This is a genomic window from Desulfurellaceae bacterium (assembly GCA_021296095.1).
Classification (GTDB): Bacteria; Desulfobacterota; Binatia; order Bin18; family Bin18; genus JAAXHF01.
The window spans coordinates 1-14,797 of record JAGWBB010000001.1; the positions used below are offsets into that span (position 1 = coordinate 1).

General features: G+C 63.5%; 13 protein-coding genes. 4 read left to right on the forward strand and 9 right to left on the reverse strand.

Annotation, left to right across the window (positions count from 1 at the left end; all coding sequences use genetic code 11):
* Nucleotides 1-55: 55 nt before the first annotated feature.
* The 4 genes from J4F42_00005 to J4F42_00020 form a co-directional block, all read right to left on the reverse strand.
* On the reverse strand, nt 56-1,168 hold the full coding sequence (locus J4F42_00005) for a hypothetical protein (protein ID MCE2483863.1): 1,113 nt from the start codon (nt 1,166-1,168) through the stop codon (nt 56-58).
* 113 nt (nt 1,169-1,281) lie between these two features.
* On the reverse strand, nt 1,282-2,568 hold the full coding sequence (locus J4F42_00010) for an MFS transporter (protein ID MCE2483864.1): 1,287 nt from the start codon (nt 2,566-2,568) through the stop codon (nt 1,282-1,284).
* An 8-nt stretch (nt 2,569-2,576) separates the two neighbouring features.
* Nucleotides 2,577-3,362, reverse strand: coding sequence for an enoyl-CoA hydratase/isomerase family protein (locus J4F42_00015; GenBank protein MCE2483865.1), 786 nt, complete (start codon nt 3,360-3,362; stop codon nt 2,577-2,579).
* Between the two features lie 426 nt (nt 3,363-3,788).
* A complete protein-coding gene (locus tag J4F42_00020; protein MCE2483866.1) occupies nt 3,789-5,351 on the reverse strand; it encodes a fibronectin type III domain-containing protein in 1,563 nt (520 codons plus the stop codon).
* Nucleotides 5,352-5,806: 455 nt separating this feature from the next.
* Between J4F42_00020 and J4F42_00025 the strand changes: the two genes are divergently transcribed.
* Genes J4F42_00025 through J4F42_00040 form a run of 4 tightly spaced genes read left to right on the forward strand, consistent with a single transcriptional unit; the run spans nt 5,807 to nt 10,272 of the window.
* Entirely contained in the window at nt 5,807-6,688 is an 882-nt protein-coding gene (locus J4F42_00025) for a symmetrical bis(5'-nucleosyl)-tetraphosphatase (GenBank protein MCE2483867.1), read from the forward strand.
* A 39-nt stretch (nt 6,689-6,727) separates the two neighbouring features.
* Nucleotides 6,728-8,476, forward strand: coding sequence for an adenylate/guanylate cyclase domain-containing protein (locus J4F42_00030; protein ID MCE2483868.1), 1,749 nt, complete (start codon nt 6,728-6,730; stop codon nt 8,474-8,476).
* A complete protein-coding gene (locus tag J4F42_00035) occupies nt 8,473-9,528 on the forward strand; it encodes an LLM class flavin-dependent oxidoreductase (GenBank protein MCE2483869.1) in 1,056 nt (351 codons plus the stop codon). Before J4F42_00030 ends, J4F42_00035 begins: the two co-directional genes overlap by 4 nt.
* Nucleotides 9,529-9,573: 45 nt before the next feature.
* Complete coding sequence (locus J4F42_00040) at nt 9,574-10,272, forward strand: EthD family reductase (protein MCE2483870.1); 699 nt, start codon at nt 9,574-9,576, stop codon at nt 10,270-10,272.
* A 33-nt stretch (nt 10,273-10,305) separates the two neighbouring features.
* Here the strand turns inward: J4F42_00040 and J4F42_00045 are convergent, their stop codons facing one another.
* The 5 genes from J4F42_00045 to J4F42_00065 all read right to left on the reverse strand — a co-directional run bounded on the left by J4F42_00045 (nt 10,306) and on the right by J4F42_00065 (nt 14,756).
* Complete coding sequence (locus J4F42_00045; protein MCE2483871.1) at nt 10,306-11,817, reverse strand: sodium:solute symporter family protein; 1,512 nt, start codon at nt 11,815-11,817, stop codon at nt 10,306-10,308.
* Nucleotides 11,814-12,041, reverse strand: coding sequence for a hypothetical protein (locus J4F42_00050; protein ID MCE2483872.1), 228 nt, complete (start codon nt 12,039-12,041; stop codon nt 11,814-11,816). Before J4F42_00050 ends, J4F42_00045 begins: the two co-directional genes overlap by 4 nt.
* Nucleotides 12,041-12,748, reverse strand: a complete 708-nt coding sequence (locus tag J4F42_00055; protein MCE2483873.1) for a hypothetical protein — start codon at nt 12,746-12,748, stop codon at nt 12,041-12,043. The genes J4F42_00050 and J4F42_00055 overlap by 1 nt, the downstream gene beginning before the upstream one ends.
* A 93-nt stretch (nt 12,749-12,841) precedes the next feature.
* Nucleotides 12,842-13,531, reverse strand: coding sequence for an iron-containing redox enzyme family protein (locus J4F42_00060; GenBank protein ID MCE2483874.1), 690 nt, complete (start codon nt 13,529-13,531; stop codon nt 12,842-12,844).
* A gap of 58 nt (nt 13,532-13,589) precedes the next feature.
* Entirely contained in the window at nt 13,590-14,756 is a 1,167-nt protein-coding gene (locus tag J4F42_00065) for a hypothetical protein (protein ID MCE2483875.1), read from the reverse strand.
* Between the last annotated feature and the right edge of the window lie 41 nt (nt 14,757-14,797).

A 14,797-nucleotide genomic window follows, 5' to 3' on the forward strand; every position in this document is an offset into this window, starting at 1 on the left:
TCTGGCTCCTGCGAGCAGTATAGCTCAGCAGGGGAGGAATCCCCAAGGATGTCTCCTAACTGATGACAGACCCTAGGTTTACGTCGGTAAAAGTGGAACTGTCCATCAAGAGAGAATTGCCGATCGAGACGGAGGTCATGTCTAGTTCGCCCGTGACGGTAGCGCACCTCATGGCAAGTTGGCCTTTGATCTGTGCTCCTCGGAGAATAACCTTCCCGAGGACAGCATCGCACATCAAGAGAGAATCGCCGATTGAGACAGAGTCCATATCCAGCGTGCCTGTGACGCTAGCGTTGTTCATAGAAAGTTGGTCTCCGATCTGCGCCCCCCGGAGCATAACCCTCCCGAAGGTAGCTCCCTCCGCCATCAAGAGAGCACCGCCGATTGAGACGGAGGCTGAGTCCAGCTCGCCCTTCACGGTAGCGCCAATCATAGAAAGTTGGCCTCCGATCTGCGCCCCCCGGAGAACAACTGTCTCGAAGGTAGCTCCCTCTGCCATCAAGAGAGCACCGCCGATTGAGACGGAGGATAAGTCCAGCGTGCCTGTGACGGTAACGCTGTTCATAGAAAGTTGACCTCCGACCCTCATGCCCCGGAGCATCACCTCTTCGAAAGTGGCACTGCCCATCAGCAGATCTTTGCTGATCAAGACGGAGGCCATGTCTAGTTTGCCCCTCACTCTGGCACCGATCATAGAAAGTTGGCCTTTGATCTGCGTGCCCCGGAGCATGACCTCCTCAAAAGTAGCAGCACGGACGAAGAGAGCCTCTCCGATCAAAGCGGAGGCCAAGTTCAGCTGTCCCTTCGCGAACGAGCCCTCAAGCGAAACCTGTCTCTCCGCTTGTAGTCCACCCATGTTCAGCCTATTCTCAAAACGTGAATAACGTAACCTCAACGACCAAGGCAGGTATCCATCTTCCAGGTCGATCTCGTCAGAAAAACAGGCGCCGAGGATTCTCACGCCTTTTCGCGTTACCTTCTCTCGACACTGCTTCTCGAACAGGATCGTTTCAAGGAACCCCGACGAGATTCGTCGGCCATCCCAGCCGGTTGACGACTTCGGATCGAGCTTCTTGTTCTCCCGGATATTGAAATCGGCTTCTTCGCCAGCGCAGGTTTTCTCCCACACGAATCGCTCAGCTTCAGACCACTCTTGAGCCGGTTTCATAGGAGCCTACCTTTTTCCACATTTCCCAGATGGACGACCACCCGGTCACTACCAGCGGCGTGGTAGCCGAAAATTCGCCAAAAAATTGTATTTCACAAGTCGCGTTATCTGGCTTACTCCAGCCGGGTCACCCGGGTACAGGCGGCTATCCCCAGGACGGCGACAACCATCGCCCCGCTGGCAACCAAACAGGTCGCAAGCGGGCCGAGCCAATCGACCAGCACGCCGGCCAGGGGCGCCCCGACCAGCCCGGTCGTGCCCATGAAGCCCAGCGTGTAGACCGACAGCACTCGGGCGCGGTGGGAGGGCCGCGCCTGCTCCTGGAACACCGTCCGCCCGGCACTCATGAAAATGGACGCGCTCGTCCCCCACACCCCGACGGCCAATAAGGCGCCCCAGAACGGCAGGCCGAACGACAGGCTGCCAACGCACGCCGCCCCGACCAGCAAGGCCAGCACTTGAGCCAGCCCCTTGCGCCGCAGACCGCCGTGCCACAGGACGGTTCCGGCGCCGAATATCGTACCCAGCGGAAAGGCCATGTTCAGGGCCGCGAGCAGAGCCACGTCGCCGCCGTAGAAGTCGCGGACCAGAATCGGCAGGACAACCAGATAGGGGCCGATAAAGCCGATCCCGACCGTCATCACCAGCAGCTGCAAGGGACGCAGAATCGGTGAGGCGAAGACCTCCCAGAGGCCCGCCACAATCTCGCCCAGACCGGCCCGGGCTCGCCCCTGCGCGTCGTGCGAGGGCGGCGGCAGCTTGTGCAGTGTCGGCGCGCCGGCCAGCATGACGATCCCGTACATGCACAGGGCGGGGACGATGCCCAGCCAGCGCGCGCTGCCGGCCAGAAGTGCGCCCAGCGCCTGCGACAGCCACTGGGTCAGCGTCATCCCGGCCACCGCCCGGAGCATGTTCGAACCGGCAACCTCTGACAGCAGGGCGTCGCGGGCGGGCATGGCAAACGCCTGCACCGTGCCCATGCATAAGGCGTAGCCGATCAGCAGGCTCATCGACAGCCAGCCCTGGGCCACAATGAGCACCAGACACCCGGACAGACCGGCAGCGAGGAGGTGCAGGATCAGCAACAACGACCGTCGGTCGCTGCGGTCGGCCACCACCCCGCCGAGCAGGACCAGCAGGATCGAGGGCAGCATCAGCGCGCTCTGGGCAATGCCGACCCAGTCCGCGTTGGCCTGCAAGACACCAACGACCAGCCACGAGAACAACACCCCTTGCATGCCGAAGGCGGTAAACCACGAGCCCACGCCTGCCACGAACCACAGGTAGTCGGCCGATGGCGCGACCGAGGGGCGTTCGGCCCGTTGGTCAGCCAGAGTGGAGTCTGTTTGTGTGTTGGCGGTCAGGTCGGATGTGAGCTTCACCGGGGATGAGTTTGGCACAGGTGTTCCTACTGCTCCTCGTACCACTGGATGGCGCCGCGCAGCCCACGTTCTTTTCTGACACGCCGAATCTCGTCGTTGCCCGAGCCGAAGTGGAAAATGGCGTCGTACTCGGCGCCGGCCAGAACCGCAGTCCGAAAGCCTTGCAGGTCCATGGCGCGGTTGATGGCCAGCTTTTCCAGCCGCAGCTTTTCGGCCGGCACCTTGGCCACCCGCCGGGCGTATTGATAGGTTTCGGCTTCCAGGGTCTCGGCCGGAAACGTCCGGGTGGCAAAGCCCATGGCCTCGGCCTCTTTGCCGCTGATCTGACTGCCCGGCAAAAACGCCATATATTTGGTCCGGTGCGGGCCGACCATCCAGTTCCACATCGAACTCACAAAACCCGCCCCGGCGGGCAGCGACGGAAAGCCGAGCCGGGCGGTGTCGGCCATGAAAATGACATCCGAGCAGGCGCAGATCTGGCTCGCCCCGGCCAGGCAGTAGCCGTGGACCATGCTGATCACCGGCTTGGGCAGCTCGCGCAGGCTGAGCCAGCGCTCGATCATGTGTTGCAGCGTGGTCCGGTCGGCGTCAACGGTTTTTGCCCCACCGCCGCCGGCCAAGTCATAGCCGGCCGAAAACGCCCGCCCGGCGCCCCGGATAATGAGCACCTTGATCTCCTCATCGGCGCTAACCGAGGCGATGGCCTCGGAAAATTCGTCCAGCAGCGCCGGGTTCATGGCGTTCAGCTTTTCGGGTCGGTTGAGCGTCAGCGTTCCGATCCGGTCCTGTTTGTCCAAAAGTACCAGTTCCATAGTCTCCTCGGTTCAGGTTCTGAAGAATCCCGAAGCACGTGAACCCTTCTCCCAAACGTGCTGCCCCTATCCCGCTGACTCCAGCCACCAGCGATATCAGGCACGAGAATGTCTGCGCCAAGGTGCAATTCCGGCTCAAAGAGAATCCACCAGCCCCCAGGACCGTCGGAACCCCCAGAACTCTGGTCAAAGGGATCGAGTTGACGGGAGATGATGGAAACGGCGCGTGCGTGGGGGAAGGACGGCCTTGGCGCAGTCGTCAATTCACCATCAATAATCTCTGCAATGAAGCGCTCGGGGACCTGGAGCAGGTCCGCATAGGTCGCTCGCTTCCGCGCCGGGTTCATGGCCGGGAGCCTATCAGAAGCCTGGAACACGGGGAAGCAGTGAGACACGGCGAAGGGTTCTCGAACGGCAGATGCCGCGTTACGGCCCCGGCGGAGCGATCATAAAGTTTTGCAGCCTCTGCTGCCACACCAGCCGGACCGACTTCCCGGCAGCCGGGAAGTCTTCCACCACACATTCTCCAACCACACCCTCCAGAAACTCTTCCGCTTCTCCCTCCCCCACGGTGGTCACAATCACAGCGGCTCGGCCCAGTTCGACCCCATCCGCCACAGCCACGACCGCATGTTCTCCGGCGCCCAGCAGATTCCAGTTGAACAACAGGCCAAAGCCGTTGTTGGTGTCGCCGCAGGTGTCGGCCGTGTCTGCCCGGTCGGTGCCATATGCGGCCTGAAAGCTCACTTCCGCCTCGGTCCCAGGATCGAAGACAATGTCAATCCGCTGGGCCTCACACACCCAGCCCGAGATGACGCCCAGGCCGCTCTGAAAGGCCCCTGGACCGGGATTCTCCAGATGCCCCTCCAGGGCGTCCGCGCCGGCCGTGTTCTCCCCGACCGGCGCGTTCTCGCCCGCAATCACAAAGTTCTGATTGGCCTGCTGCCACACCAGCCGAGCCGTTTCCCCAACAGCCGGGAAGTCTTCCACCACGCACTCTCCGGCCACGCCCTCCAGAAATTCTTCCGCTGCTCCTTGCCCCAGGGCTGTCACGGTCACCGTGGCCCGACCCAATTCGATCCCATCCGCCAGGAGCGCGACGGTACGCTCGCCGGCGCCCAGCAGATTCCAGTTGAACAACAGGCCGAAGCCGTTGGCCATATCGCCGCAGGTGTCGGCCGTGTCTGCCCGGCTGGTGCCATACGCGGCCTGAAAGCGCACTTCCGCCTCGGTCCCAGGATCGAAGAGAATATCAATCTGCTGGGCGTCACATACCCAGCCCGAGATGACGCCAAGGTCGCTCTGAAAGGACTCTGGACCGGGATTCTCCAGAAAGCTGACCAGCAGGCTGATCCTCGAGGTATACGCCCCGGTCCGGTTCCCATTGCCCTCCACGGCTATCACGACAGTCCCAGCCTCCACGCTGGTGCTTAGCCGAAAGTTCCGCCCCGCGCCGCCGCTGTCCGCCATGGTCAACTCCTGGCCGTCCTGCCAGACCGTGCCCACGGTATCGGTCGAACCGGTCGTCTCGACTACCAGCACCCCGTCGTGGGGCACGCCGAGCCGGAAATAGTCGCTATCACGCGTGGTATTGATCCGGCCGGTGATAGACGCCGTCCAGGGCGCAGTCTCACCGAGCGAAACCGGGGTCGCCCGCGCAGGCGTGTTGCCGTGCCGGTCTCGGCTGCTTCCGCTTCTGCCCGTGCCCGGCGGGGGCGGCGGCGGCGGCCTTGGTGCTCTCGGCGTTGCCGTTACATGCACTCCAGCACCCTTGACGCTCTTGTCATCCCCACGCACCGCCCGGATCCCGAAGGTGAAGTTCACGCCGTTGCCCAGCTGATAGACCGTCGCGGTCGTAGTGGTCGCGTCGCTGTTCGGGATGGCGGTCCAGTCCGGCCGCCACTCCTCGGGCTCCACGTCTGTGATCCGCGCCCGGAACTCGTAGCCGGTGATGGTGGGGTCGTCCGGATCGTCCCAGGTCAGTCTCACTTCCCCATCCCCAGGCGCCGCTCTTAGATTGGTCGGCGCGGCTGGCGGGGTTTGTGCGAATGCCGAAGTGACCATGGCAACCAACGTCACCACGAGCGCCGCCTGCAGCGCTGCAACGCTTAGCCTCATGACCCCACGCATTCGCGGAAGGATGGTTGCCATGGCTTGGTCGCCCTGTTGTGTCCCGCTGCGTCTGTCTTGCCGGAATAGACCACCCTGTGAATGAACAGACCGCATCGCCGATGTTACGAATCAGCCTAGCGGTTTCCCCTCCGCCTGTCACGCTGACATCACCCACGAGATCTGCCAGGCCCGACACGCCGACGCGCTTGCACAACGCGCGGGAAACCGGGCATAATCCGTCGCCACACAGGAGGCAACACAGTGAGCGAGTCTGCAATTCCTGAAGCCTGGGTGCAGATTCCGGCCGAAGCCCACTGAATGGGAACGCGAACATGGCGACCTATGCGATCGGCGATGTCCAGGGCTGCTTTGCCAGCCTGATGGCGCTGCTGGAGGCGATTCGTTTTGATCGTCGGCACGATACCCTGTGGTTGACCGGCGACCTGGTCAACCGGGGACCTGAATCGCTTGGGGTCCTGCGCTTTGTCGCCGACCTCGGTGAGCGGGCGGTGTGCGTGCTGGGCAACCACGACCTCCACCTGTTGGCGGTTGCCCACGGCCAGCGCAAACTGCCCCCCAAGGATACGCTGCGGGACATCCTCGAAGCGCCCGACCGCGACGCCCTGCTCGACTGGCTGCGACACCGCCCCCTGTTGTACCAAGACAAAGTGAACCATGATCTCCTCTTGATTGGTGGTCATCATGGTTCACTTTGTGATACCCGGCGCATCAGCCTGATCCACGCCGGTCTGCCGCCGCAGTGGACCCTGGCCGAGGCTCAACGACACGCCCGGGCTCTCGAAGCCGACCTGCAAGGCCCCGACTTCGTCGCCCACCTGGCCGATATCACTCACAAAACCTGCCGACGCTGGCTCCCATCCGGCCCGGCAAAGGCCCGGCGCCGTTATACCGCCAGCTGCCTGACCCTGCTGCGCTACTGTCGCGCCGACGGGACGCTTGGCCTGGAGCATAAAGGCTCGCCGGGCACCCAACCGCAGACCTACCTGCCGTGGTTTGCCATTCCACATCGGGCTCACGCCGGGCACGAGCTTGTCTTTGGCCACTGGGCCAGTCTGGGTGGCTATAGCGCACCGGGCATTCATGGTCTGGACACGGCCTGTGTGTGGGGCGGTCGGCTGACCGCCATGTGCCTGGAGACCGGACGGCGCACCAGTGTTGCCTGCCAGGAGACGGCGCGGCCCGGGCTTGCCTGAGCCGCCGGACCGCGTTCGGAGAGATCATGGAAGAGCTGTATGCTTCCTAAGCTGAGCACTGTCCTCACCCGCCAAAGCGTACTCCAGCGGCTGCGGCTGGGGTCGGGGCTCGTCCTGTTCTGCTATGTCAGCCTGCACCTGCTCAACCACGCGCTGGGCTTGGTGTCCCTGGCGGCGATGGAGGCCGGCCGCGAGTGGTTTGTGCTGGTGTGGCGCAGTCGAGTCGGCTCGTTGCTCTTATACGGCTCGCTGAGTGTGCATGTGGCGCTGGCCCTGGTTTCGGTCTACTACTACCGCCACTCGCGCCTGTCGCCCCGCGAGCGGTTTCAGTTCGCCTTCGGCTTTCTGATCCCCCCGCTGTTGATCTTTCACATCGTTGGCACCCGGCTGGCCCACGACTGGTTCCAGACGACCGATTCCTACACATTTATTGTCTTGCTCTACTGGGAACTGAGCCCGGGGTTGGGCCTGACTCAGTCCGTGCACCTCGTCCTGACCTGGCTGCACGGCTGCATGGGTCTCCACTTCTGGCTGCGCCTCAAGCCCTGGTATCCGCGCCTGGCCGCCGTCCTCTACAGTCTGGCCCTGGTGCTGCCGGTGCTGGCCCTGCTCGGTTTCAGTCAGGCCGGGCGAGAAGTCGCCCGTTTGGCCCAGCAGCCGGGCTGGACCGAGGCGCTGTTTCAGACCGTCAATGTGCCGAGCCCGGCCCAGGAGGCGATCCTGCAGCAAACCGGACTGTGGATGGTTGGCGGCTATGCGCTCGGTGTGCTCGGGGTGTGCCTCATCCGGGTCGTCCTGCGGCTCGCTCTCCAGTCTCAGCGGGCGATTCAGATCACCTACCCGACCGGCCAGACGCTGACCGCCCCCCAGGGCGCCAGCGTGCTGCAAATCAGCCGTCGGGCCGGTGTCCAGCACGCCTCGGTGTGCGGCGGGCGCGGTCGGTGTTCGACCTGCCGGGTGCGGATTGTACGCGGCCTTGAGCTGCTACCGACCAGCAGCGAAGCCGAGCAGCGGGTGCTGAGACGGGTCGGTGCCCCACCAAACGTCCGGCTGGCCTGCCAGCTACGGCCGACCCACGACCTGGCCGTGGTTCCACTCCTGCCGGCCAGAGCCCAGGCCAGCGACGGCTTTGCCCAGGCCGGCTATCTGGCCGGCCAGGAGCGAGAGGTCGCCGTGTTGTTTGCCGACCTGCGCGGCTTTACCCGCATCTCCGAACATAAGCTGCCCTACGACGTGGTGTTTCTGCTCAATCGGTATTTCGAGGTCGTCGGCGATGCCATCGAACGGGCGGGCGGCATTGCCAACCAGTTTACCGGTGACGGGGTGATGGCCTTGTTCGGCGTGCAGGCCAACCCGCAGACGGCCAGCCGTCAGGCACTGGTCGCGGCCGGGGCGATGGTCCACGGGCTGGCCGGGCTCAGCCTGAGCCTGAGCGAGGAACTCGACGCGCCGCTCCGGCTGGGGATCGGGATTCATACCGGGCCGGCCGTGGTCGGCCGCATGGGCCGGGGTGTGGCCTCCTACCTGACTGCGGTCGGCGATACCGTGCATGTCGCCAGCCGCCTTCAGGACCTGACCAAGGAGTATCAGTGCCAGTTGGTCATCTCCGAGCAGCTGGCCGCGTATGCCGGTCTCGATGTCAGCCCCTTTGCCCGCCACGAACTGCGGGTCCGTAACCGTGGCGAGCCGATTGTGATTCGGGTTATTGAAGACGTGCAGGCGGTGGAGGTGCAGCCCCTGGCCGCCACAGCCGTCCGGACCCCAACAGGAAGGAATCCCCGGGTATGAAATTCGGTCTGTTCTACCAACTGCCGTGTGCGCCCGAGCAAGACCCGACGACCCGCTACCAGCAAACCCTGGAGCAGATTCAGTACGCCGACCAGCTCGGCTTTGACACGGCCTGGCTGGCCGAGCTGCACTTCAACCCCAACTTCTCAATCATGCCCGCGCCGCTGGTCTTTGCCGCAGTCATTGCCCAGCACACCGAACGCATTCGGCTGGGCACGGCGGTCGCCCTGCTGCCGCTCCAGCATCCGCTGCGGACCGTTGAGGAGGCGGCCGTGGTCGATGTGCTGAGTCGCGGGCGCCTGGAACTCGGCGTCGGTCGGGGGGAGATTGCGATTCATTTTCAGGGCTTTGACGTGCCGCGCGAACAGGGCCGGGAACGCTTTGTTGAGGCGCTGTCGCTGATCCACCACGCCTGGACGCACGAGGTGTGCCGTTTCGACGGCAAATATTTTCATGTGCCGGACACGCGGGTCGTGCCCAGACCCGTCCAGCAGCCCCACCCGCCGCTGCGGATTGCGGCCAACAGTCCCGAGACGGCCGTGTTTGCCGGCCAAAAGGGCTATCCGGTGTTTGTCGCCTCGCCGATCAACCGGAACAACAAGTTACCCGAACATATCGGGCGCTATCAGACCGCCTTTGCCGAGGCGGGTCACGATCCGGGCAAACAGGACGTGGCGATTGCCTTCCCGGTGTTTGTGGCCGACAGTCTGGAGCAGGTCCGGCGCCACGTCGAGCCGAGCTTTCTCAACTACTTTCGGGCCATCGGTATCCAGGCCCGGCTCGGGGCGCGCGACGACTCGGCCCAGTACGACTATCTGCGGGCCATCGTCAAACGGGTCGAAGCCATGACCTGGGAGCGGATTGAGGCCAGCATGGGGCTGTATGGCCCGCCGGCGCGGTGCATCGACAAGATTCGGGACATTGCCGCCGGCTGTCGCATGGACCAGCTCATCTGCTGGTTTAATCCGGGCGGCCTGGTGCCCCACCAGGAGGTCTTGACCAGCCTGCGACGCTTTGCCGAGGAGGTCATGCCTGCGGTCCGCCACCTGTAGTTTGCCCGACAGCCGAAACCTGCATCTGCAAGAAGGAAAGAACCTATGCTGCACCTGCATTTTCTGATCACGCGCAAAGACGGTCTGAGCCGTCAGGCCTTCTCAGACCACTGGCGGAACGTCCACGCCCCCCTGGCCGGCACCATTCCCGGCATTCGCCGCTACGTGCAAAACCACACCCCGCCGATTGTCAGCAAAAACCCGCCCCACGACGGCATTGTCGAAATCTGGCTGGACGACGCCGCAGCGGCCAAGGCAGCCTTCGATAGCCCGGAGTATCGCAACGGCGCGTATGTGGACGAACCCAACTTTGTCAACCTCAAGCAGGTCACCCGTCTCCGCACCCACGACCACGTCATGCTGGCCGGAGAGCCAATCGGCCAGGACGACGACCTCGTCAAACGCGTCTCCTTCATCAAGCGCAAACCCGGCATGAGCCCCGAGGAATTCTCGGACTACTGGCGCGAGGTGCACGGACCGCTGGCCTTGGACCTGCCCGGCATGCGGCGCTACGTCCAGTGCCATGTCGTCCCGTCCGCCTACGACAAAGACGAGCCGGCCTACGATGGGGTGGCCCAGATCTGGTTTGAGACCATGGCCGACCTGCAGTACGCCCTGAACTCCTCAGCCTACAAAGACGGCGCTCAGGCCGACGGGCCCAAGTTTGTCGATCCAGACCATCTGGTGCATCTGCTGACCGAAGAGAATCGGGTGGTGTGGCCTGGCGCGGGAACGGGGAAATGAGGAATACCGAACGGCTGACAGCGGAAGAATCCCTTAGGATTTGCCCGGGTTCGCGCTGAACAGGGCGAAAAAGCGCTGCTGGGTGTGGCGCTGTTCGGCGGTCTCCGCCGGCCTGAGGAGCGTCAGACCCACCGCCACCGCAGCGTTGACCACAAACCCGCACAGCCCCGGATCGCACACCCAGATATAGCCAACGCCACCGAGCATCAGCCCGGCCACGGTCAGGATACCGGCCAGCAGCCCGGCCAAGGCCGCGCGGCTGGAGAAGCGCGGCCAGTACAGGCCCAGGATCAGCGGCAGGTAGAGCTGCATCAGGAACTCGAACTTGATGATGGTCAGCTGCCACAGGGTGGTCAGCGGTTGCAGGGACAGAGCGGTAACGCTGACCAGGATCAGAACGGTACACACCCGCCCGATGGCACCAATCTCGTTCTCGCTGGCCTGGGGTCGCAGGTAGTGACGGTAGATGTCGTGGGTCAGCATGGACGACAGGCTCAGCAGCACACCGGCGGCGGTAGACATGACGGCGGCGGCCGCGCCTAGAAAAACGAAAATCGTCAGCCAATAGGCGTGGCCGGCGTGCTGGCCCATGAGCTGGGCCAGGACCTGGTCAGCCTCAATCGTGCCGAGCGGGTCGAGTTGCACGATCCCGACCATGCCGATCAGCACCACACACAACAGAATCAGAAAATAGTTGGGCAGCATCAGTGCCAGCCCGCGCCGCAGGGCTCGCTCGCTCCTGGCCGCATACACGCTCTGGACAATCTGGGGATACATCGCCCCGCCCAGCCCAAAGGCCAGGATGGCCAGGAAATACGACCGGGTCAGTTCGGTCAGCGAGGACGGCACGGCCACTTTTTCCGGCGCTACGGCCAGCGCCCGGTCCACAACCGCAGCCAGCCCGCCCTGGTGTGACACCACGAAGACCGCCGCAGCCACGATGGCGCCCAACAACAGCGAGCCCTGCAAGACCTCGGCCCACACCACGCCCCGCCAGCCGCTCAGCAGGACGTAGGCCAGCATGACCGTCCCGATATACACCACCCCGGTGCTGAACGCGTACTGACCGCCGCTGAAACCGACAAAGGCGTGGCCCATGGCTGCGGTCTGAATCAGCAGGTAGGGAATGACCGCCAGGATGAAAGACACCGACACGCACAGCCGCAGGGTGTGGCTCTGGAAGCGGTCGGCGTAATAATCGGCCGGCGTCAAATAGTCGTACTTTTTCGATAAGACGTACAGGCGGGGGGCATAGGTGAGGAAAGCCAGGCTGATGGCCAGGGTAAACGGGATCAGCGACACGGCCATCAGCCCGATCCGATACGACCGGCCGGGCAGACCAAAAAACGTGTTACCGCTGAACTTGGTGGCCAGCATGGCAAAAAACAGCACCACCGCTCCGGTGGTCTTGCCGCCCAGGAAGTAGTCTTTGGCAACCCACGTCCCGCCCGACCGAAAGGCGAAATAGCCAATCAGAATATGGCTCAACAGGTACAGGCTGAGGATGATCAGCGCCTCAAAACCCAGCCCCTGGCCGTTGCTCATGCGTCGTCCTCGCCCTCAAGGACGGCATCGGCCAGGCGCCAGCGACGCAGGATCACATAGCCGGTGAAAGCCACCAGCAGCCCACAGGCGGCCAAACACACGAGGAACCACAAGGGCAGACCGAAGACGAGCGGTTCGTAGGTGCCAGCAAAAAAATACGGCACGCTGAAGAAGAGCAGGACGCCAACGATGATCCAGATCCAGGCTTGTAGCGGCTCTCTCATCAATCCAGCCCGCTGTAATCAAACGCCAGCGGCTCGATATCACCCGCCTGGATGGCCCGGATACGCTCGGCCGACAGCGGATAGCTGAACTGTTCGTTGCGCATATGCAGCCGCTGGATCAGGATCGTGCGGATCATGTCGGCGATCTCCTGCCATTCGGCCGCAGACAGCCGCTGCTCGGCCAGACCGACATAGCCGGCCCGCATGTGTCCAATCTCGTCGGTGTAGACCTGCTCGCAGGCCTGAGCGATGCGGTCGTTGAGCTGGCCCGAGCCGGCCAGCCGCATACCGGCCGCGTACATGCTACAGTAGCCGCCCTCGGTGAAGCGCACGGCAAAATAGCCCAGCCGGCCCCGCCGCTCGCGGTACTCGTAGCGCAGGCGGGCCAGCTCGTCGTCAGCCCGCCAGCCGCGCAGCATGTGCGGGTTGAGCTTCTCGCCGCTCAGCCAGTCATGGATATCGGCAAACAGGCAGTAATGGGCAAATTCGGTCCGCAGATCGTCGATCACATCAAGCACGGCGTGGCGATCAACCTCCCGGTCAATCTTGTCAAACACCTCGCTCAAATAGGCGACCGGCCCTTGAAACAGCCCTTTTTTCTTATCCCCCACCCCGGAGCCCCAGATCTCCTTGAAACACTGGCGGCGCAGCCACACCAGATCGGTCTCGGTCGTCCGGGTCGGGCTCTGAAAATACGCCCACACCACCTCAGCCTCGCCCGCCCAGTAGGGCGGGGCCAGGTCAACCAGGCGTTTGAGCTGGGGATTGATCGGCAGGGCACTCTTTCCGCCGGTCAGCCTTCAGCCTTGCCTTGCCGCCTGCCGATCAATCTCATCGCCCAACTCAAACAGCGTGCAGCCGGTCAGCGCCAACTCCATACCGTCGAGCACTTCCTCACGCTCGGCATCGGTGGTCACATGGCGGGTAATTGGCTCCCAGACTTTCCGTCCGGCGTGGTCGTCGTCGGCCTTGGTGTGGTAGGTGAAGAAGAAGACCTGCTCGTCGTTCAGATCGTAGGTCTGTTGCCAGGCTGCGGCCCGAAAATTATGCGACCCCGGCATGGCGGTCAGCAGGAACTCATCGACCGAGGTGGCCAGCCAGCCGGCCACCCAGTGCCGGGTGCGGGCGATATGTTCCCACACATTCAGGGCCACGTTGACCAGCGGAACAGGACGGGTGGTATCCATCTGCTCGTTGCTGAGACCGACGTTGCGGCCCATCTGCCACAGCAGCGTGGTGTGGGGCTGGGCGATTTCGTCGTCATACACCAACTCCTCACGCATCTGGCCGATGGTTTTGCGGACAACCGCCAGGTCCGGGCAGCGACTGATCCAGGACGGCCGAATGACCGCACTGAACAGCCGGTTGCGCAGGATATGCTGGAGAATGAAGGCCTGCCCACGGCCCGGCGTCAGGGGCTCGACCAGCCACGGCACCTGCGGGGCGATATCCAGGGCGCGCTCACAGATTTCGTCAACAATGTTCTTCATATTCGCCTCCACAAGATGGCCGGGAAGAAGAGGTCCAGGCCGAGGGGTCGTCTGTATCTCAGGGCTGGCCGAGGACCGCAACGCACGACACCGCGCCCGGCCCGCCGACGTTGTGGACCAGGCCCAGCCGGGGATCGGCTACCTGACGCAGGCCGGCTTGGCCGCGCAGCTGGGTCACGATCTCATACACCATGCGCACCCCGCTGGCCCCAATGGGGTGGCCGAACGACTTGAGACCACCGCTCGGGTTCACCGGCATGTCGCCGTCCAGGGCGGTCCGGCCCTCTTCGATCAGGCCCGCGCCCTGACCTTTGGGAGCAAAGCCCAGGTCTTCATAGTTGGCGATTTCGGTCCAGGTAAAACAGTCGTGGACCTCGGCCACGTCAATCTCCGCGAGCGGGTCGGTGATGCCGGCCATGGCGTAGGCCTGGGCCGAGGCGTGCTGGGTGGCCTGAAAGCCGAGGTAATCGTAGGTCGGGTCCATGAAGGGCCGGCCGCTGGTGACCGACAGACCAACGCCTTTGACCAGTATGTAGTCGTCGCGGTATTCCTTGGCCAGATCCGAGCGGCACACCACCACCGCAGCCGCCCCGTCGGTCGTCGGACAGCAGTCGTACAGCCCAAACGGATAGGCGACGATAGGTGCGGTCAAGACCTCTTCGGTGGAGACCTTCTTTTGCAGGTGAGCCTTGGGGTTCAGGGAGCCGTTGTAGTGGTTTTTGACCGACACCTTGGCCAGGCTCTCGCGGCTCAGCCCATAGGTATGCATGTAACGGGTGGCGGCCAGGGCAAATAAGCCGGGCGCGGTCGAGCCGTCGTTGTGGTAGGGGTGCACGCCCTCGCGGGCCAAGCCGCGCCCCGGACGGTCTTTATACTTCTCCACCCCCAGCACCAGAGCCATGTCGTACAGCCCGGCCGCAACCGCCATGACCGCATGGCGGAAGGCGTCGGTTCCGGTCGCGCAAAAGTTTTCGACCCGCGAGATCGGCTTGTTGTACAAGCGCAGCGCATCGCCCAGGGAGACCGCAGCCTTGCCGTGGCCCTGGGCCGGCGAGTAGGTGCCGAGCCAAGCCGCGTCAATCTCTTCGGGACCGATCTTGGCGTCGTTAAAGGCGGCAAACGCGGCCTCGACCGCCATGTCTTCGTAGCCCTGATCGACATTATCTCCGAATTTGATGCAGCCAGCTCCAATAACGGCAACCTGATCCTTAATGGACTGGGCCATGGCTTGTCCCTCCTCCATCCATTCTGCTGGCTTTATACGCC